The sequence below is a fragment of the Nonomuraea muscovyensis genome, from assembly GCF_014207745.1.
Taxonomy (GTDB): Bacteria; Actinomycetota; Actinomycetes; order Streptosporangiales; family Streptosporangiaceae; genus Nonomuraea; species Nonomuraea muscovyensis.
On the sequence record NZ_JACHJB010000002.1, the window covers coordinates 3,029,750 to 3,050,227 of the forward strand.

Genomic DNA, 20,478 nt, shown 5'->3' on the forward strand with positions numbered 1-20,478 from the left:
GCGGCGCACCCGCGGTGGCCGTGACGCGAGCGACACGTCAGGTGAACGACTGCTCGCGGATCCTGATCGACTGCAGCAGGCCGACCGCGATGAGGTTGGCGAAGGTCGCCGTGCCCCCGTACGACACGAACGGCAGCGGCAGCCCGGTGATCGGCATGATCCCGATCGTCATCCCGATGTTGATGAACGTCTGGAAGGCGAACCAGCACACGATCGTCCCGGCCGCCAGCGTGCCGAACCGGTCGTCGCACCTGCGCGCGATTTTCAGCCCGCGCAGCAGCACCACCCCGAGCAGCAGCACGATCGTCACCGAGCCGAGGAAGCCGAACTCCTCCCCCGCCACCGTGAAGATGAAGTCGGTGTGCTGCTCCGGCACGAACCTGCCGGTGGTCTGCCCGCCCTCGAACAGCCCCTTGCCGAACAGTTGCCCGGAGCCGATCGCGATCAGCGACTGCGTGCTGTTGTAGCCCACCCCGCGCGGGTCCACCCCCGGGTCCACGAACGCCGTGAACCGCGCCACCTGGTACGGCTCCAGCATCTCGAAGGCGAACACCGCGAACACCCCGGCGCCCGCGACGAGCCCGAGCAGCGCGATCCACCGCTTGCGCACCCCGCTGATCACCAGACCGCTGGCCGTGATGACCGCCAGGACCAGGGCCGTGCCGAGGTCGGGCTGCGCCATCACCAGCCCCATCGTCACCGTCGCGAGCACCAGGGCGATGACCACGTCGAGGTTGCGCGGCCGCTCACCGGTGTCCGCCGGCTGGGCGAGCAGCATGGCCAGCATCAGGGTCAGTCCCAGCTTGGCGAACTCCGACGGCTGCACCGCGAAGCCGCCGCCGAGCAGGATCCACGAGTGCGACCCGTTGATCGTCGCGCCCAGCGGCGTGATCACCAGGATCAGCCCGATGACGCTGAGCAGGTACACCAGCGGCGCGTAGGCCCGCATCGCCCGGTGGTCGATCGAGGTCGTCACCACGAACAGCCCCGTACCGATGAGCAGGTTGAGTACGTGCTTCTTGACCAGCCCCGTGGCACCGGGCGCCCACGTCCGGGTGGACGACCACACCAGCAGCGTGCCGATGACGCACAGCGCGGCGACCGCGACCAGCAGCACCCCGTCGAGCCGCCACAGCGGCGACTGCGCGCCGACCGCCCGCCGGGCGAACGACCGCCGCCCCCGCACCGCCGCGCCCTGGATCATCCGCGCGCCACCGTCCCGTCGGGCCTGAACGTCGGCAGCCCGCTGACCGGTCTGCCACCGGGCAGCGCGGCGGGCCGCTTGATGCCGTAGATCCCCTCGTAGATCTCCCGTACGGCCGGCGCCGCCGCCTGGGACCCCATCCCGCCCTGGGAGATCATGGCGACCACCACGAAGCGCGGGTTCTGCGTCGGCGCGAACGACGCGAACCAGGACGTGTCGGCCTTCCCCCACACCTCGGCGGTGCCGGTCTTGCCGCCGATGCGGACCTTGTCCATCGGGAACCCGCTGAACGCCCCGGCCGCGGTGCCGTCGGAGGCCACCTCGCTGAGCGCGTTCTTGATGTAGACGCGCTCCTTCTCGCTGATCGGCAGCTTCCCGACGACCGGGACGTCGTACGTCTCCACGACCGTGCCGTCGGGCCGCACCCGCGCCCACCCGATGCGCGGGCTGCGCAGCTTGCCGTCGCTCACCAGCGCCGCGTACGCGCGGGCGAGCTGCAACGGCGTCACCAGCACGTCACCCTGGCCGATGGAGAAGTTGGCCGAGTCGCCCGGCCGCAGCACGAACCCCTCGGTGCAGTTCTCGTGGGCCAGGCGCTTGAGGAACTCCGCGCGCGCCCGGTCGGCCACCTCGGGGTAGCCGGTCTGCGCCCGCTTGCAGTTGGTGGCGCTGGTCAGCGTCCACATCTCCTTCTTCCACGCCCGGTCGGGGATGCGTCCGGCCGACTCGCCGGGCAGGTCGATGCCGGTGGGTCTGCCGAACCCGAAGCCCCTGGCCGTGTTGGCGAACACCTCCTTGGCCGTCTTCTTCGGGTTGCGCCCGCCGTCACGCAGGTACTGCTCGTACGCCGCCCGGTAGAAGATCGTGTCGCACGACCTGACCAGCGCCGTGTGCAGGGTGAGCGTGCCGAGCCCGATGCCGCGGAAGTTGTTGAACGCCCGGTCGCCCACCATGTAGGAGCCGGGGCAGCCGTACGTGCCGTCGATCGGGTAGCCGGCCCGCAGCATCGCCGCCACCGACGACACCTTGAACGTCGACCCCGGCGCGAACTGCCCGTTGATGGCCCGCGACACCAGCGGCTTGCCGGACTTCTCCGACATCAGGCGCTGGTAGGCGCCGGCGGTGATGCCGCCGGCCCAGATCTCCGGGTCGTAGCCGGGCGCGCTGGCCAGCGCCAGCACCCGCCCGGTCCGCGCGTCGAGCACCACGGCGGCGCCGCCGTCGGCCCTCGGCGCGCCCTTCATGGCCCGCTGCAGCGCCTGCTCGGTCACCTCCTGCAAACCCGCGTCGATGCTGGTGATCAGATGGTCGCCGCTGACCGGGCGTACCTCCTGCTCGAGCCCGATCGGCTTGCCCATCCTGTCGACCTGCACCTGACGCTTCCCGGACTTGCCACGCAGCGCCTCGTCGTAGACCTGTTCGAGGCCGTCGCGCCCGGCCAGGTCGACGCCGGAGTAGGCGGCCTTCAGCCCTTCGCGCCTTTCCAGCTCGGCCTCGGTGACCGGCTGCAGGTAGCCGAGCATCTGCGCGCCGGCCCGGCCGAGGGGATACTGCCTGACCGACTGGATCTCGGCGGTGATGCCGGGGAACTCCTCCTGGCGTTCCAGGATCTGCAGCGCCTCGCGGGTGCCGGCCTTCTCCTCGATCGGCACCGCCTGGTACGGCGAGCCGGTCCAGCACGGCTGCGACACCGTGGGCCCGCACGGCCTGATCCGTTGCTGCAGCTCCTTGAGCGGCTTGCCCAGCACGGAGCCCAGCTTGCGCAGCACCCTCGTGCCGCCGTCGCGGGTGCGCAGCAGCGCCGTCCTGTCGACCGACACGACCAGCGAGGTCTGGTTGCGCACCAGCGGGCGCCCGGAGGAGTCGAGGATCTGCCCCCGCACCGCCGGGACGATCACCGTGCGCGTCCGCGTCTCGGCCGCCCTCTCCACCAACTCCTGCCCGCGCACCACCTGCACCTGCCACAGCCGCACGGCCAGCACCACGAGCAGCGTCAGGACCAGCACGTGCAGGACGAACAGCCGGGTCCTGATCCTGATCATGTCGCGTACCCCGGCCGCATCGTCCGGCTCGACAGCCACATCACGATCGGCGACAGCAGCAGCGTGTAGGCGATCGTGAGCGGCACCTGGTCGGTCAGCGTCGCGACCGTCACCCGCGGGTCGGAGATCAGCCCGCCCAGCCCCGCCGCCAGCAGCGGCGCGAGGATCACACACGCCATCACGGTGGTGACCGCGCTGCCGCCCAGTCCGCGCCCGGCCAGGTAGCCGACGACCGCCAGCACGAACGCGTACTGTCCCAGCAGATGCGCCGTGGGCGGCATCACGTCCGCCAGCAGCCCCGCGCCGAACCCGATCATCGCTCCGGCCGCCGGCCCGCGCACCATGGCCACCCCGATCACGGCCAGCACCACCAGGTCCGGCGTCACGCCGCCCGGCAACGGCGCCCGGTTGACCAGCATCACCTGCACCAGCACCGTGGCCAGCACGATCAGCACCCCTGTCATCGCCCTCCCCCCTCGCGCGACGCCCTCCCGCCGTGCGCCGCGAGCCTGACGGTGTCCTCCCGCACGGCACCACCGCCACGCGCCACAGGTCGCACCCCCGGATCCCGCACAAGCGACCGCGCGCCATCACCGTCACGCGCCGTGGAGTCATCCGCTTGCGTCCGTCCTGCGGTCCCCGGAGCACCCGCTCCAGACCACGTCGCAAGTCGCGCCGCCGGCCGTTCGGCAAGTCGGGCGGCCGGCCGCGCAGATGCGCGCGCGGCGGGCCGGGCGGACGGCCGGGCGGCGGGCCGGGCCGAGGACCTGGCGGACGGGCGGGCGGTGGGCCGGGTCGGCGGCCGGGCGGCCTGAGCGCCCGCGCCGGGCGGCCGGACCGCTCTCGCCGAATCCCGGCCCGGCGCCACCCCCGCGCCCACCGGCTCGCGCCCGGAGCCGTCCTCCCGCCCGGACGTCTCGCCCACGCCGTCCGCACCGTCCGCGTCGTTCGCGTCGTCCGCGCCGGGAGCCCTGTTCCCGGAGTCACCGACGGGCGGCGCGGAAGGCTCGGACGGTGGAACGGAAGGCGGCGCTGAGGGTGGAACCAACGGCGCCACGCCGGACCGCCGGCCGCGGGCCGGCCGCAGCGCGGCGTCCCTCGCGTCCCGCTCCGGCGGGACCACGCCCCGCTTGGGCGGACGCACGGTCTCCGTCAACTGCTTCTTCGGGTCCGGCTTGGGCGGCAGCACCGCGTCGCGGGGATCGCGCGCGGGCGCCCGCACCACCACACCCACCACGTCCAGCGCGGTCAGATCGGCGTACGGGCGGGCGAAGGCCACCCTCGTCAGCTCGCCGGGCGTCGCCTCCACCCGCTCGATCACCCCGATCGGCACCCCCGGCACGTACGGCCGCCCGTTCTGCGAGCCGAAGCTGACGATCCTCCCTCCTGGCGCGAGCGGCGCCGTGGCGTCGAGCAGCTTGAACTGCAGGAGCCGCCCGTTCTCGCCCACCCCGTGGACCACGCCGATCTCCTGGCCGCCCTCCAGCCTCGCGCCCGTGGCCGAGCCCCGGTCGCTGATGAGCACGGCTGTCGCGGTGTCGGCCGTCGCGCTGATGACCCGGCCGATCAGCCCGTCACCGTTCAGCACGGTCATCTCGGGGAGGACGCCGTCGGCGGTGCCGGCGTCGATCTGGATGGCCTCCTCGAAGCCGGGACTGCCGCGCCGGGCGATCACGTTGGCGGTCACGACCTTGTAGCCGCCCCTTCCGGCCAGCCCGAGCATCCGCTTGAGCTGCTGCGACCGGGCACTGTCGAGTTCCTGGGCGATGAGGGCGGTCCGCAGTTGGGCGTTCTCCATCTCCAGGCGTTCGATGTCGTCATGGGCCGCCGGAGCGTTCGCGACGGCGCGCAGGAACTCCCCGAACGGACGCGTCACCGACCCGGCGGTCCGCTCCACCGCGCCGAAGATCCAGGTGCCGGCCGTACGCAGCGGGCCGAACGGCGAGGCGGCGCCCAGCCGATGGTCGACGGTCAGGATCACCAGAGCGGCCGTCAGCAGGATGCCGAGGGTCAGCCTGGCGTTGCGGGAGTCTCTCATCAGTGCCGCGACTCCGGCACCAGGACCTGCTGCAGCGCCTCGAACTCCTCCACGCATCTGCCGGATCCCAGCGCCACCGAGTCGAGGGCGTTCTCGACCAGGTGCACGGGCATGCCGGTCTCGGCCTTGATCCGTTCCTCCATGCCCTTGAGCAGCGCGCCGCCGCCCGTCAGCGCGATGCCCCGGTCCATCAGGTCACCCGACAGCTCGGGCGGGCACCGGTCGAGCGTGGCCTTGACGGCGTCGACGATGGTGTTGACCGGCTCCTCGGTGGCCCTGCGGATCTCCGCCCCCGACACCACGACCGTCTTGGGCAGGCCCGTCACCAGGTCGCGGCCGCGGATCTCGGCGTGCGCCTCCTCGCCGGTGGACCAGGCCGAACCGATCGCCATCTTGATCTCCTCGGCGGTGCGCTCACCCAGCATGAGCGAGAACTCCTTCTTGGCGAACGTGATCACCGCCTGGTCGAGCTCGTCACCGCCGACCCTGATCGACTGGCTCGTCACCACCCCGCCCATCGAGATGATCGCCACCTCGGTGGTGCCACCGCCGATGTCGACCACCATGTTGCCGGTGGGCTCGTGCACCGGCAGGCCCGCGCCGATCGCCGCTGCCATCGGCTCCTCGACGATGTAGACCTTGCGGGCGCCCGCCTGGTAGCCCGCCTCCTTCACCGCCCGCTGCTCGACACTGGTGATGCCACTCGGCACGGCGATGATCACGCGCGGTTTGGCGAAGTGGCGCCGCCGGTGGACGCGCTGGATGAAGTAGCGCAGCATCCGCTCGGTCACGTCGAAGTCGGCGATCACACCGTCCTTGAGCGGCCGGACGGCCACGATGTTGCCCGGCGTCCGGCCGATCATCCGCTTGGCCTCGATGCCGACCGCCACGATCTTGCCGGTGGAGGTGTTGATGGCGACAACGGAGGGCTCGTTGAGCACGATGCCGCGGCCCCGCACGTACACCAACGTGTTGGCGGTGCCGAGGTCAACGGCCATGTCACGGCCGAGAAACGCGAGCTTGCTGCCCATGGGGAACGGAGCCTTCCGTGTCGTACGCCTTGACTACGGACCGAATTCGAATCGTAACGTGACGTACCCACCAGGACCCGCAATGAGCCCACGCGCCCCTCAAAAATCCTGCCGCCTCTGCGCCAAGCTCTTTTGCCCGAAATGCGGACTAAAGCATGATGCCCGCCCGGCACGTAGGGCCAGACGGGCATCAGGAAGCGGCGCGGCGGGCGAACCCGCGCACCGGACCGGAGACTAGAAGCGGTCCGGGAAGAAGATCTTGATCTCCCGGGCGGCGGACTCGGGCGAGTCGGAGCCGTGGACGACGTTCTCGCCGATCTCCAGGGCGTGGTCGCCGCGGATGGTGCCCGGCGCCGACTTCACCGGGTCGGTGAGCCCGGCCAGCGCGCGGAACGCCTCCACGGCGCGCGGCCCCTCGAGCACCAGGGCGACGAGCGGACCTGAGGTGATGAACTCGACGAGCTCGCCGAAGAACGGCCGCTCGGAGTGCTCGGCGTAGTGGGCCTTGGCCGTGTCGCCGTCGAGGGTGCGCAGGTCCATCGCCACGACCTTGAGGCCCTTGCGCTCCACGCGGGCGATCACGTCACCGATGAGGCCGCGCTTCACCCCGTCGGGCTTGATCAGGACAAGAGTGCGCTCGGACACGTGAGGTTCTCCTTTGAACGGGTCTGGGGGTCGCGGATGCGGCTACGCGCGCCGGGGGTCTCCGTCTCGGACGGCCGCGAACGGCTCTGCGGCTCGGAGCGCCTCGATCGTCGTAGCTGCGGCTCAGCTTACCGCCCCCCGGCCGCCGGGCCGCTTGCGCCGTCTCAGGCGCTTCTGGAGCGCCCCCGCCCGTCCACCACCACCCCGCGGGCGAGACGCCGCTACGCCGCGCCCGTGTCCTCAGGAGAGGCCGCCTGCGGCGGAACCGGTGGTACGGCCGGCCCCGGGGGCACGGGCGAAGCCGGAGGCGCGGCCGGAGGCGCGGCCGGAGGCACGGCGGGAAGCCCGGGCGGCGCCGGAGGCGCGGACGGGGCGGGCGGCGGCCCTGACGGAACCCGCGGCACGGGCCCGGTGTCGTCCACCGACGGTCCGGCACCGTCCGCCCTCGCCGGCTCCTCCTTCGCACGCTGCCCGGACTCCTCCCGCTGCATCTCCTGATCCCCGGCCACCGACACCACGCGAGGCACGCTGGGCGCATCGGTCACGGCAGGCGCGTCCGCGTCGTCCTCGTCAGCCGCGTCCCCGCTGCTCACAGCCGCCGAGGCCGACCTGTCCCCTCCAGCCGGGTCCACCCGCGCCACCGGCTCGTCGCCCGGACCCGGGACGGGCCCCTCAATCGCGGACCCACGCCGGGCCATCAGCGCCGCGAGCACGATGACCGCCACCACGACGAACCCGCCGATCAACGCCCACAGGTGCAACGCACCCACGAACCTGTCCACCAGTTCCTGCGGCGACCTGACCCCTCGCAACAAGGCCATCTGCACCCCGGTGCCCAGCAGGTAGCCCGCGAGCACCCCGGGGAAGCACAGCGTCACGCCGAACAGCGCCGCCCCGAACCCGGCCGCGCGCAACGCCGCCGTGAGCGCGACGGCTACCCCCACCGCGAGCAGCGTGAAGGGCACCACCAGCACCAGCCCGTCGGGGTCGGGCACGACGACGCGCACGGAACACAGCCCCACCACCATCGCCAGCAGGCCCACCGACGTGAGCCACCTGCCGCCGTCTCGTGCGAACAGGCACACCAGCACGGCGGCGGCCACGGCCAGCAGCCCTGCGACACCGAACGGGAGCCACAACCCCTTCAGGCCGGGCCCTCCGAGCCCGCCCATCTCGACGTACGTCACCTGGGCGATGCTGGGCAGCAGCACGACGCCCACGGCGACCATGACGTAGGCGAGCGTGCGCCCTTCGGCGGTGCCGACGGACGCGAGCGCGAGCAGCGCCACCACGGCGAGCGCCGCCACCAGGATCACCAGGTTGGCCTGCCAGTCCTGGCTCGCGGTGCTGACGGCCACGACCGCGATGCCCGCGGCGGGCACGGCCGCGAGCAGCAGGCGGCTGCGCTCCTTCGGCTGCGGCTGCGGGGCCGGCTGCCGGTCGCGCAGCATCCAGACGACCAGGTACGCGGCGGCGAGGGCCAGCGCGATGCCGCTCACCATCGGGTACGGCTGCAGCGTGACCTTCCAGTCGTTCACACCGTCGAGCGGCCACAGCGCCAGCGCCTGGGCGCCCAGGAGGCTGAGGGCCAGCACCCCCGCCCACAGGGCGCGCAGCAGCGGGGGGCGCTCCCAGACGGCCACCAGCGTGGCGGGCACGAGCAGGCCCGCGCCGATGCCGTGGAGCACGCGCATGACGCCGACGAGGAACGTCGAACCGGCGTAACCGCCCGAGGCGTCGGCCAGCGCGAGCAGCAGCAGACCCGCGATCACGAGGTGGGGCGCCTTCGCCCGGCCCAGCGCCACGGCCGCCAGCGGCACGGTCAGCATCATCGCCGGCAGGGCGAGACCGTGCGCGCGCATGAGGCCGAGCCGGTCGAACCCGTCGGGCAGCAGGTCTCCGACGACGGAGACGGTGTTGGGGATCGAGACGATCGCCAGGGGCAGCGCCGCAACGACGAGCAGCGCGAGCACGGTGTCGAGCAGCCAGGGGAACCTGGCGCTCTCGGCGGGTCCCGTGACTGTCTGGTTCGGGGACCGCTGAATCGGGGGGACGGCCATGTGTGCCGACTTTAGCGGGAAGTCACGCCCTCGACACGGCGAGCGACGAATATCGCCGTGATCCACAGTGCGGCGAAGACCGCCCCCAGGAAGAACATGGCGGGCACCAGGAACCCCGTGACGATCGCCAGCACCTGCGCGAGACTGCCGAGAACGTAGCCGACGGGCTTCTTCAGCAGCCCGGCTGAGACCACGCACAGCACCGCGAGCCCGGCGCCGGCGCTCACGGCCAGCGCCGGCTGCACCCCGCCCACGACGATCGCGACGGGGATGGTCAGCGCGGCGACGACGGCCTCCATGCCGAGCACGCTGGCGCCGAGCCTGCGCATGCCGGGCGTGACCTGGAAGTTCATCAATCCCCCTCGGCCTTGAGCAGGTGACGGGCGTCGCCCGCGGTCACCACCGAGCCGGTGATGAACACCCCCGTGCCGCTGAACTCCCCTTCGGCGTCGGCGGCCGCGATGCCCCTGTCGATGGCGTCGTCCAGCCGTTCGACGGCGTGCACGCGATCCTCCCCGAAGATCGGCCCGGCCAGCTCCGCGAGCTCCTCGGCGGTCATCGACCGCGGGGAGGAGTTGCGGGTGACGATCACCTCTTCGAGAACGGGCTCCAGGAGCTCCAGCAGCCCTTCGACGTCCTTGTCGCGCATCGCGGCGACGACGCCGATCACCTTGGCGAAGTCGAACGCCTCGTGCAGCGCCTCGATCGTGGCCTGCATGCCACCGGGATTGTGCGCTGCGTCGACGACCACCGTGGGGTTGCGCCGCACCACCTCCAGGCGTCCCGGCGATGAAGCCTGCGCGAAAGCCTGGCGCACCAGGTCGACGTCGAGCGGATCGTCGCCGCCCGTCAGCGCCTCGACGGCGGCCAGCGCCGTGACGGCGTTGCTCGCCTGGTGAGCGCCGTAGAGGGGGACGTAGACGTCCTCATAGACGCCCTTGAGCCCGCGCAGCGTCAGCAACTGGCCGCCCATGGCGACCTCGCGGGCGAGCACGCCGAACTCCAGCCCCTCACGGGCGACGACGGCTCCGACGTCGGCGGCGCGGCGCATCAGCACCTCGGCCGCCTCCAGCTCCTGCTGGGCGAGCACGGTGGTGGCGCCCGGCTTGATGATGCCGGCCTTCTCCCCCGCGATGCTCGGGATGTCGGGCCCGAGCCGGTCGGTGTGGTCGAGCGAGATGGGCGTGATGACGGACACGGTGCCGTCGGCGACGTTCGTCGCGTCCCAGGACCCGCCCATACCGGCCTCGACGACGGCGACGTCGATCGGGGTGTCGGCGAACGCCGCGAACGCCATGGCCGTGAGCAGCTCGAAGAACTGGATACGGCGGCCCTGCGTGTCGGCCAGCTCGACGTACGGGATGATCTCCTCGTAGACCTGCGCGAACCGTTCCTCGCTCAGCGGCTCACCGTCCACGGTGATGCGCTCGCGCATCGAGACCAGATGAGGGCTGGTGAAGCGCCCCACCCGGAGGTTGCGCTCCTTCAGCAGCGCCTCGGTGAGCCGCGCCGTGCTCGTCTTGCCGTTGGTGCCGGCTATGTGAATGACCGGATACGCCCGCTGCGGCGAGCCGAGCAGATCCATGAGAGCCGCGATCCTGTCGAGCGTCGGCTCGAAGTCCCACTCGACGCCACGCTCCATGATCGCGCGTTCAACCGCACGATAGTCCACACCTCAACCCTACTGACCGTCCGGACCGGTCCGGTCCCGCCCCAGGGCATCGCGCAGAAACAGAAAAAGGGGCCCCACCCGAAGGTGAGACCCCCTAATCAAAAAATTGTCCGGCGGTGACCTACTCTCCCACACCCTCCCGAGTGCAGTACCATCGGCGCTGAGAAGCTTAACTTCCGGGTTCGGAATGTAACCGGGTGTTTCCTTCCCGCCATAACCGCCGTAACCCCACGAGACCACACAAACACAACTGTTTGCTGTCTCAGAATTGCGTAGTGGACGCGAGCAAGAACGGTCTGCCTGCAGCGCTGCTCCGGACCCGGCGAAGAGTAACAGAGCGCAGCACACACACAGACACGAACAATGCTTTGTGGTCAAGTCCTCGGCCTATTAGTACCGGTCAGCTCCACACGTTACCGTGCTTCCACCTCCGGCCTATCAACCCGGTCGTCTACCGGGAGCCTTACCCACTCACGTGGTGGGAGACCTCATCTCAAGGCGAGCTTCCCGCTTAGATGCTTTCAGCGGTTATCCCTTCCGAACGTAGCCAACCAGCCGTGCACCTGGCGGTACAACTGGCACACCAGAGGTTCGTCCGTCCCGGTCCTCTCGTACTAGGGACAGCCCCTTTCAAGTCTCCTGCGCGCGCAGCGGATAGGGACCGAACTGTCTCGCGACGTTCTAAACCCAGCTCGCGTACCGCTTTAATGGGCGAACAGCCCAACCCTTGGGACCTACTCCAGCCCCAGGATGCGACGAGCCGACATCGAGGTGCCAAACCATCCCGTCGATATGGACTCTTGGGGAAGATCAGCCTGTTATCCCCGGGGTACCTTTTAGCCGTTGAGCGACACCGCTTCCACACGCCGATGCCGGATCACTAGTCCCAGCTTTCGCTCCTGCTCGACCCGTCAGTCTCACAGTCAAGCTCCCTTGTGCACTTACACTCAACACCTGATTACCAACCAGGCTGAGGGAACCTTTGGGCGCCTCCGTTACCCTTTAGGAGGCAACCGCCCCAGTTAAACTACCCACCAGACACTGTCCCCGATCCGGATCACGGACCAGAGTTAGACGTTCAAAACGACCAGAGTGGTATTTCACCAATGACTCCACCCGAACTAGCGTCCGAGCTTCCCAGTCTCCCACCTATCCTACACAAGACGCTCCAAACGCCAATGTCAAGCTGTAGTGAAGGTCCCGGGGTCTTTCCGTCCTGCTGCGCGTAACGAGCATCTTTACTCGTAATGCAATTTCGCCGGGTCTGCGGTTGAGACAGCGGGGAAGTCGTTACGCCATTCGTGCAGGTCGGAACTTACCCGACAAGGAATTTCGCTACCTTAGGATGGTTATAGTTACCACCGCCGTTTACCGGCGCTTAAGTTCTCACCTTCGCCAACCGAAGTCAGCTAAGCGGTCCCCTTAACGTTCCGGCACCGGGCAGGCGTCAGTCCGTATACATCGTCTTACGACTTCGCACGGACCTGTGTTTTTAGTAAACAGTCGCTTCCCCCTGGCCACTGCGACCCCCACCAGCTCCAAGCGCAAGGCCTATCACCAGCAGAGGTCCCCCTTCTCCCGAAGTTACGGGGGCAATTTGCCGAGTTCCTTAACCACAGTTCACCCGATCGCCTTAGTATTCTCTACCTGACCACCTGAGTCGGTTTAGGGTACGGGCCGCCACAACACTCGCTAGAGGCTTTTCTCGGCAGCATAGGATCATCCACTTCGCCACAATCGGCTCGGCATCACATCTCACCCACAAGTGTTGCGGATTTGCCTACAACACGGGCTACATGCTTACCCCAGGACAACCATCGCCTGGGCTGGACTACCTTCCTGCGTCACCCCATCGCTTACCTACTACCCGATCGGATCGAGCGTTCAGCCTAACACCGCTTCCGAAGAAGCAGCTGGCTTAAGGACTCTTAGCATCACGAGGTTCAATATGGGCGCGTTGAAGCGGGTACGGGAATATCAACCCGTTGTCCATCGACTACGCCTGTCGGCCTCGCCTTAGGTCCCGACTTACCCTGGGCGGATTAGCCTGCCCCAGGAACCCTTGGTCATCCGGCGCGAGGGTTTCTCACCCTCGATTCGCTACTCATGCCTGCATTCTCACTCGCACACCCTCCACCACTCGATCACTCGGCGGCTTCACCGGATGCACGACGCTCCCCTACCCACCCACCACACAAGGTGATGAGTGCCACGACTTCGGCGGTGTACTTGAGCCCCGCTACATTGTCGGCGCGGAATCACTTGACCAGTGAGCTATTACGCACTCTTTCAAGGGTGGCTGCTTCTAAGCCAACCTCCTGGTTGTCTCTGCGACTCCACATCCTTTCCCACTTAGCACACGCTTAGGGGCCTTAGTCGGTGATCTGGGCTGTTTCCCTCTCGACTACGAAGCTTATCCCCCGCAGTCTCACTGCCACGCTCTCACTTACCGGCATTCGGAGTTTGGCTGACGTCAGTAACCTTGTCGGGCCCATCGGCCATCCAGTGCTCTACCTCCGGCAAGAAACACGCAACGCTGCACCTAAATGCATTTCGGGGAGAACCAGCTATCACGGAGTTTGATTGGCCTTTCACCCCTACACACAGGTCATCCCCCAGGTTTTCAACCCTGGTGGGTTCGGTCCTCCACCCAGTCTTACCTGAGCTTCAACCTGCCCATGCGTAGATCACTCCGCTTCGGGTCTACAGCATGCGACTCAAACGCCCTATTCAGACTCGCTTTCGCTACGGCTCCCCCACACGGGTTAACCTCGCCACACACCATAACTCGCAGGCTCATTCTTCAAAAGGCACGCAGTCACATCACAGCCGCTCCGAAGAACGACTACGCTCCTACGGCTTGTAGGCACACGGTTTCAGGTACTATTTCACGACCCCTCACCGGGGCACTTTTCACCTTTCCCTCACGGTACTCGTGCACTATCGGTCATCAGGGAGTATTTAGGCTTACCAGGTGGTCCTGGCAGATTCACACAGGATTCCTCGAGCCCCGTGCTACTCGGGAACACCCCAAAGAGTCCATCCGATTTCGCCTACCCGGCTCTCACGGTCTACGGCGCCCCTTCCCAGAGGCTTCAACTATCAGACAGATTTATCACTCTTCACAGTCCCGGCAGAGACTGAAAGGAGGTCCCACAACCCCGAACATGCAACGCCTGCCGGCTATCACACACGCCCGGTTTAGCCTCATCCGCTTTCGCTCACCACTACTCACGGAATCACTATTGTTTTCTCTTCCTACGGGTACTGAGATGTTTCACTTCCCCGCGTTACCACCAACCGCCCTATACATTCAGGCGGAGGCAACACCACATGACTGGTGCTAGGTTTCCCCATTCGGACATCCCCGGATCAACGTCTGGTTGGCGACTCCCCGAGGCTTAACGCAGCCTCCCACGTCCTTCATCGGCTCCTGATGCCAAGGCATCCACCGTGTGCCCTAAAAAACTTGGCCACAAAGATGCTCGCGTCCACTATGCAAATCTCAAACAACAACCAGCGACCAACCCACCCCACCACCAGCTGCACACCCCAACAGGATGCACACGGTATGACAGGAGGCCGGCCCTGACTGAGGACCAACAAACCACGAGCCCGCCGAAGCAGGCCCGTCGCATGTCCGTTCCCTCAGGACCCAACAGTGTGTTCAACCAACCAGAACCCCCACAACGCGCCTTCCCACTCCTCCCGAAAGAGGCGGTACCAACCCGCAGGCGATCCAGCCTGGTTGACTAGCCAGTGCTCCACTAATGAGCTGCCGAGCGTGAGACGTTCGCTCACGACCTCGACGTAGACCAGGAGATGAACCCTGATCGATGCTCCTTAGAAAGGAGGTGATCCAGCCGCACCTTCCGGTACGGCTACCTTGTTACGACTTCGTCCCAATCGCCAGCCCCACCTTCGACCGCTCCCCCCAGCAAGCTGGTTGGGCCACGGGCTTCGGGTGTTGCCGACTTTCGTGACGTGACGGGCGGTGTGTACAAGGCCCGGGAACGTATTCACCGCAGCGTTGCTGATCTGCGATTACTAGCGACTCCGACTTCATGGGGTCGAGTTGCAGACCCCAATCCGAACTGAGACCGGCTTTTAGGGATTCGCTCCGCCTCACGGCTTAGCAGCCCTCTGTACCGGCCATTGTAGCATGTTTGCAGCCCAAGACATAAGGGGCATGATGACTTGACGTCATCCCCACCTTCCTCCGAGTTGACCCCGGCAGTCTCCCATGAGTCCCCGGCCGCCCGAAGGCGCCGCTGGCAACATGGAACAAGGGTTGCGCTCGTTGCGGGACTTAACCCAACATCTCACGACACGAGCTGACGACAGCCATGCACCACCTGTCACCCAGTCCGAAGAGGGCTCCATCTCTGAAGCTTTCCGGGTGATGTCAAACCTTGGTAAGGTTCTTCGCGTTGCGTCGAATTAAGCAACATGCTCCGCCGCTTGTGCGGGCCCCCGTCAATTCCTTTGAGTTTTAGCCTTGCGGCCGTACTCCCCAGGCGGGGCGCTTAATGCGTTAGCTCCGGCACGGAGATCGTGGAAGATCCCCACACCTAGCGCCCAACGTTTACAGCGTGGACTACCAGGGTATCTAATCCTGTTCGCTCCCCACGCTTTCGCTCCTCAGCGTCAGGTAAGGCCCAGCAAGCCGCCTTCGCCACCGGTGTTCCTCCTGATATCTGCGCATTTCACCGCTACACCAGGAATTCCACTTGCCCCTACCTACCTCTAGCCGGCCCGTATCCACCGCAGACCCGCAGTTAAGCTGCGGGCTTTCACGGCAGACGCGACCAGCCACCTACGAGCTCTTTACGCCCAATAATTCCGGACAACGCTTGCGCCCTACGTATTACCGCGGCTGCTGGCACGTAGTTAGCCGGCGCTTCTTCTGCAGGTACACGTCAACTTCGTCCCTGCTGAAAGAGGTTTACAACCCGAAGGCCGTCATCCCCCACGCGGCGTCGCTGCGTCAGGCTTTCGCCCATTGCGCAATATTCCCCACTGCTGCCTCCCGTAGGAGTCTGGGCCGTGTCTCAGTCCCAGTGTGGCCGGTCGCCCTCTCAGGCCGGCTACCCGTCGTCGCCTTGGTAGGCCACTACCCCACCAACAAGCTGATAGGCCGCGAGTCCATCCCCAACCGAAAAGACTTTCCACCAGCATCTCATGCGAGAGCCGGTCGTATCCGGTATTAGACCCAGTTTCCCGGGCTTATCCCAGAGTCAGGGGCAGGTTACTCACGTGTTACTCACCCGTTCGCCGCTCGAGTACCCCGAAGGGCCTTTCCGCTCGACTTGCATGTGTTAAGCACGCCGCCAGCGTTCGTCCTGAGCCAGGATCAAACTCTCCAAAAAAGGTCTGATCTAGCTATAAAAGGAATCCGTCACCGAAATGACGGGGTTGTGCATCATGCACTGGCTTTTAACACACTGTTGAGTTCTCAAGAAACGGACGCGTACTCCCCAGAACCTCAGAGAGGCGCACATTTCATCTCGTCCATCTTAGCAGGTCCGGGCGATTCTTGTCAAACCGCCCGATCCGGCATCTTCCGGACCTACCCCGCTTTGGGGCAACTCCCCCAACTTACCCGAACATCCGGCGCTTGTCCACTTTTGCAGGTAGACGCGGCCCGAAGATCGGGGTCCATCGGTGGAAGTTGAGGGCCGACCGGCCCCGCGTGGAAAACTGTAGCAGCCCCTGCGGGGTCCAGAGTCCGTCTTCGGTAACGAATGAGCATTCCCCGCGAGGGGAGGCTCAAACACCGAGAGCGGCGAGTTGCGCCTCGAGCCGCTCGATGTCGGCGGCGGCCTGGTCGGCCCGCCCCCTGACCTTGGTCACCACGTCCTCGGGCGCCTTGGACATGAACTGCTCGTTGCCCAGCTTGGCGGCCACCTGGGCGGCCTCCTTGCGCGCGGCGGCCAGGTCCTTCTCCAGCCGCTTGCGCTCGGCGGCCACGTCGATGGCTCCGGCGGTGTCGATCTCGACGGCCACTCCGCCCACGACCAGCCGCGCCGTCGCGGAGAACGTCTCCGACGGCTCCGTCAGGCGCAGGAGGGAGCGCACCGCCCCCTCGTGTCGCGCCAGCGTGGTGCCGGCCAGGGCGAGCCGCGCGGTCACCTTCTGACCGGGCTTGAGCCCCTGGTCCGACCGGAACCTGCGCACCTCGGTCACCAACTCCTGCAGCGCCGCGATCTCCGCCTCCGCGTCGTGGTCGACGTAGCGCGCGTCAGGCACCGGCCAGGGTGCCACGACGACGGACTCGCGGCCTGTCACGGCCCGCCACAGCTCTTCGGTGACGAACGGCACGAGCGGATGCAGCAGCCGCAGCAAGGCGTCGAGCACGTGCCCGAGCACGAGCCGGGTGTGCTCCAGTCCCTCCCCCAGCTGGATCTTGGCCAGCTCGAGGTACCAGTCGCACACCTCGTCCCACGCGAAGTGGTAGAGCAGGTCGGACGCCTTGGCGAACTCGAACTCCTCCAGAGCCGTGTCGGCCGCCGAGATCACGCTCTGCAGCCGGGACAGGATCCACCGGTCAGCGGCGGTCAGCGGCAGCCCGTCGAGGGAACCGACCGTGGCGCCGTTCATCAGCGCGAAGCGGGTGGCGTTCCAGATCTTGTTGCAGAAATTGCGCGAGCCGGCGGCCCACTCCTCGCTGACCGCCACGTCGGCACCGGGGTTGGCGCCCCGCAGCAGCGTGAAGCGGGTCGCGTCGGCGCCGTAACGGTCGATCCAGTCGAGCGGGTCGACCACGTTGCCGAATGACTTGGACATCTTCTTGCCGTACTGGTCGCGGACCATGCCGTGCAGCGCGACCACGCGGAACGGCGGCTCGCCGTCCATCGCGTACAGCCCGAACATCATCATCCGGGCCACCCAGAAGAACAGGATGTCGTAGCCGGTCACCAGCACCGACGTCGGGTAGAACCGCGCCAGCTCCGGCGTGGCCTCGGGCCAGCCCAGCGTGGAGAAGGGCCACAACCCCGAGGAGAACCAGGTGTCGAGCACGTCGGGGTCCTGCGTGTAGCCCGCCGGCGGCGCCTCGTCGGGACCCACGCAGACGACCTCGCCGTCAGGCCCATACCAGACCGGGATGCGGTGGCCCCACCACAGCTGGCGCGAGATGCACCAGTCGTGCATGTCGTCGACCCAGTCGAAGTAGCGCTTGGCCAGCTCCGGCGGGTGGATGCGGGTGCGCCCGTCGCGCACGGCGTCGCCCGCCGCCTTGGCCAGCGGCGTCACGTTGACGAACCACTGCAGCGACAACCGCGGCTCCACCACGGTCTTGCATCGCGAGCAGTGACCGACCGAATGAAGGTAGGGGCGCTTCTCGGCCACGATGCGGCCATCGGCGCGCAGCGCGGCCACCACAGCCGGCCGCGCCTCGAGGCGGTCGAGCCCCTGGAACGGCCCGTGCGCGGTGATGACGCCACGCTCGTCCATGACCGTCAGCGACGGCAGCGAGTGGCGCCGGCCGATCTCGAAGTCGTTGGGGTCGTGAGCCGGGGTGACCTTGACGGCGCCGGTGCCGAACGTGGGATCGACGTGCTCGTCGGCGACCACAGGGATCATGCGGCCGGTGAGCGGCACCTCGACGAGGGTGCCGACCAGGTGGGCGTAGCGCTCGTCGGAGGGGTGGACGGCCACGGCCGTGTCGCCGAGCATCGTCTCGGCGCGGGTGGTCGCCACCACGATCTCGTCGGAGTAGCGGATCGAGACGAGCTCGCCCTCGTCCTCGCTGTGCTCGACCTCGATGTCGGACAGCGCGGTCAGGCAACGGGGGCACCAGTTGATGATGCGTTCGGCGCGGTAGATGAGACCGTCGTCGAAGAGCCGCTTGAAGATGGTGTGGACCGCCCGGGACAGCCCCTCGTCCATGGTGAAGCGCTCGCGCTGCCAGTCGACGCTGTCGCCGAGCTTGCGCATCTGGCCGAGGATCTTGCCGCCCGACTCCTCCTTCCACTCCCACACGCGCTGCACGAACGCCTCGCGGCCCAGGTCGTGGCGGGACAGGCCCTGCTTGGCGAGCTCTCGCTCCACGACGTTCTGGGTGGCGATGCCGGCATGGTCCATGCCGGGCAGCCAGAGTGCCTCGCGGCCCTGCATGCGGGCGCGGCGGGTCAGCGCGTCCTGGATGGAGTGGTCGAGCGCATGGCCGATGTGCAGGACGCCTGTCACGTTCGGCGGCGGGAGGACGATGCTGAACGGCGCGCGCGAGCTGCCGGCGTCGGCGTGGAGGTAGCCCGCGGATTCCCAGCGCTCGTAGCTCCGGGTCTCGACGTCGGCCGGGGTGTACTGGGTAGGCAGCTCAGGCGTTGTCACAGTGACCAATTCTAGGGACGCCCGAAAGCGGAACGCCCCACGATTGTCACCGTGGGGCGTCTGCTCTGCGGGCTCAGGACCCTGCCGGCGCGGGACCGCGCGGGGTCAGGCCGACTTCTCGCGCGGCGTGCGCTGCTGCTTGACGGCGAGCTGGTCGCGCGGCACGAGCGTCGGGATCGCGTGTTCCAGCACCGATTCGCGGGTGATGACGACCCTGGCCACGTCCTTGCGGGAGGGCACCTCGTACATCACGGACTGGAGCACCTCCTCCAGGATCGCGCGCAGGCCGCGGGCGCCGGTGCCGCGCAGGATCGCCTGGTCGGCGATGGCCTCGAGCGCGTCGTCGGTGAACTCCAGCTCCACGCCGTCGAGCTCCAGGAGCTTGCGGTACTGCTTGACCAGCGCGTTGCGCGGCTCGGTGAGGATCTGGACGAGCGCCTCGCGGTCGAGGTTGTGCACCGAGGTGATGACCGGCAGCCGGCCGACGAACTCGGGGATCATGCCGAACTTGAGCAGGTCCTCGGGCATCACGTCGGAGAAGATGTCGACGGTGTCGACCTCCTCCTTGGACCGGATGATGGCGTTGAAGCCGATGCCCTTCTTGCCGACCCGGGACTCGATGATCTTCTCGAGGCCGGCGAACGCACCGCCGCAGATGAAGAGCACGTTGGTGGTGTCGATCTGGATGAACTCCTGGTGCGGGTGCTTGCGGCCGCCCTGCGGCGGGACGCTCGCGGTCGTGCCCTCCAGGATCTTCAGCAGCGCCTGCTGGACGCCCTCACCGGAGACGTCGCGGGTGATCGACGGATTCTCGCTCTTGCGGGCGATCTTGTCGACCTCGTCGATGTAGATGATGCCGGTCTCGGCCTTCTTGACGTCGTAGTCGGCGGCCTGGATCAGCTTGAGCAGGATGTTCTCGACGTCCTCGCCGACGTAGCCCGCCTCGGTGAGGGCGGTGGCGTCGGCGATGGCGAAGGGCACGTTGAGCATCTTCGCCAGCGTCTGCGCGAGCAGCGTCTTGCCGGAGCCCGTGGGGCCCAGCAGCAGGATGTTGCTCTTGGCCAGCTCAAGGCCGTCGTCTCTGCCCCGGTCGCCGGACTGCACCCGCTTGTAGTGGTTGTAGACCGCCACCGAGAGCGCCTTCTTCGCCTTGTCCTGACCGATGACGTAGGCGTCGAGGAACTCGTAGATCTCCCTCGGCTTGGGCAGGTTGTCCCACTTGAGCTCGGAGGACTCGGAGAGCTCCTCCTCGATGATCTCGTTGCAGAGATCGATGCACTCATCGCAGATGTAGACGCCTGGACCGGCAATGAGCTTCTTGACTTGCTTCTGGCTCTTCCCGCAGAAAGAGCACTTCAGCAGGTCTCCCCCGTCGCCGATGCGTGCCACCCCAGATACTCCTTTGCGTGGGACCGCCCTGCTGCCGCGATCCGTGTCCTTCGGACCCGGTCC

General features: G+C 67.5%; 11 protein-coding genes and 3 rRNA genes. All 14 read right to left on the reverse strand.

Annotated features, from left to right (window positions below; genetic code table 11):
- Positions 1–37: 37 nt before the first annotated feature.
- The 14 genes from rodA to clpX all read right to left on the reverse strand — a co-directional run bounded on the left by rodA (position 38) and on the right by clpX (position 20,415).
- A complete protein-coding gene (gene rodA, locus FHU36_RS30720) occupies positions 38–1,204 on the reverse strand; it encodes a rod shape-determining protein RodA (RefSeq protein WP_185087240.1) in 1,167 nt (388 codons plus the stop codon).
- Positions 1,201–3,246 carry a penicillin-binding protein 2 gene (gene mrdA, locus FHU36_RS30725; protein WP_185087241.1) on the reverse strand — a complete coding sequence of 682 codons (2,046 nt, stop codon included), beginning with the start codon at positions 3,244–3,246 and terminating at the stop codon, positions 1,201–1,203. Before mrdA ends, rodA begins: the two co-directional genes overlap by 4 nt.
- On the reverse strand, positions 3,243–3,710 hold the full coding sequence (gene mreD, locus FHU36_RS30730; RefSeq protein WP_185087242.1) for a rod shape-determining protein MreD: 468 nt from the start codon (positions 3,708–3,710) through the stop codon (positions 3,243–3,245). The genes mrdA and mreD overlap by 4 nt, the downstream gene beginning before the upstream one ends.
- Entirely contained in the window at positions 3,707–5,284 is a 1,578-nt protein-coding gene (gene mreC / locus FHU36_RS45030) for a rod shape-determining protein MreC (RefSeq protein WP_185087243.1), read from the reverse strand. Before mreC ends, mreD begins: the two co-directional genes overlap by 4 nt.
- Positions 5,284–6,315, reverse strand: a complete 1,032-nt coding sequence (locus FHU36_RS30740) for a rod shape-determining protein (protein ID WP_185087244.1) — start codon at positions 6,313–6,315, stop codon at positions 5,284–5,286. The genes mreC and FHU36_RS30740 overlap by 1 nt, the downstream gene beginning before the upstream one ends.
- 234 nt (positions 6,316–6,549) lie before the next feature.
- Positions 6,550–6,960: a nucleoside-diphosphate kinase gene (gene ndk, locus FHU36_RS30745; protein ID WP_185087245.1), complete on the reverse strand. Its 411-nt coding sequence runs from the start codon at positions 6,958–6,960 to the stop codon at positions 6,550–6,552.
- 221 nt (positions 6,961–7,181) lie between these two features.
- Positions 7,182–9,020 (reverse strand): hypothetical protein, encoded by a 1,839-nt coding sequence (locus FHU36_RS30750; protein WP_185087246.1) that lies wholly within the window; start codon positions 9,018–9,020, stop codon positions 7,182–7,184.
- 11 nt (positions 9,021–9,031) lie between these two features.
- On the reverse strand, positions 9,032–9,373 hold the full coding sequence (locus tag FHU36_RS30755) for a DUF4233 domain-containing protein (RefSeq protein WP_221496631.1): 342 nt from the start codon (positions 9,371–9,373) through the stop codon (positions 9,032–9,034).
- Positions 9,373–10,662: a bifunctional folylpolyglutamate synthase/dihydrofolate synthase gene (locus tag FHU36_RS30760; protein WP_185087750.1), complete on the reverse strand. Its 1,290-nt coding sequence runs from the start codon at positions 10,660–10,662 to the stop codon at positions 9,373–9,375. Before FHU36_RS30760 ends, FHU36_RS30755 begins: the two co-directional genes overlap by 1 nt.
- A 138-nt stretch (positions 10,663–10,800) precedes the next feature.
- A 5S ribosomal RNA gene (gene rrf / locus FHU36_RS30765) occupies positions 10,801–10,917 on the reverse strand.
- A gap of 145 nt (positions 10,918–11,062) precedes the next feature.
- Positions 11,063–14,167, reverse strand: a 23S ribosomal RNA gene (locus FHU36_RS30770).
- A 372-nt stretch (positions 14,168–14,539) separates the two neighbouring features.
- Positions 14,540–16,061, reverse strand: a 16S ribosomal RNA gene (locus tag FHU36_RS30775).
- The 16S, 23S and 5S rRNA genes sit together here, the layout of an rRNA operon.
- 400 nt (positions 16,062–16,461) lie before the next feature.
- Positions 16,462–19,035 (reverse strand): valine--tRNA ligase, encoded by a 2,574-nt coding sequence (locus tag FHU36_RS30780; protein WP_185087247.1) that lies wholly within the window; start codon positions 19,033–19,035, stop codon positions 16,462–16,464.
- Between the two features lie 96 nt (positions 19,036–19,131).
- Positions 19,132–20,415: an ATP-dependent Clp protease ATP-binding subunit ClpX gene (gene clpX / locus FHU36_RS30785; protein WP_185087248.1), complete on the reverse strand. Its 1,284-nt coding sequence runs from the start codon at positions 20,413–20,415 to the stop codon at positions 19,132–19,134.
- Between the last annotated feature and the right edge of the window lie 63 nt (positions 20,416–20,478).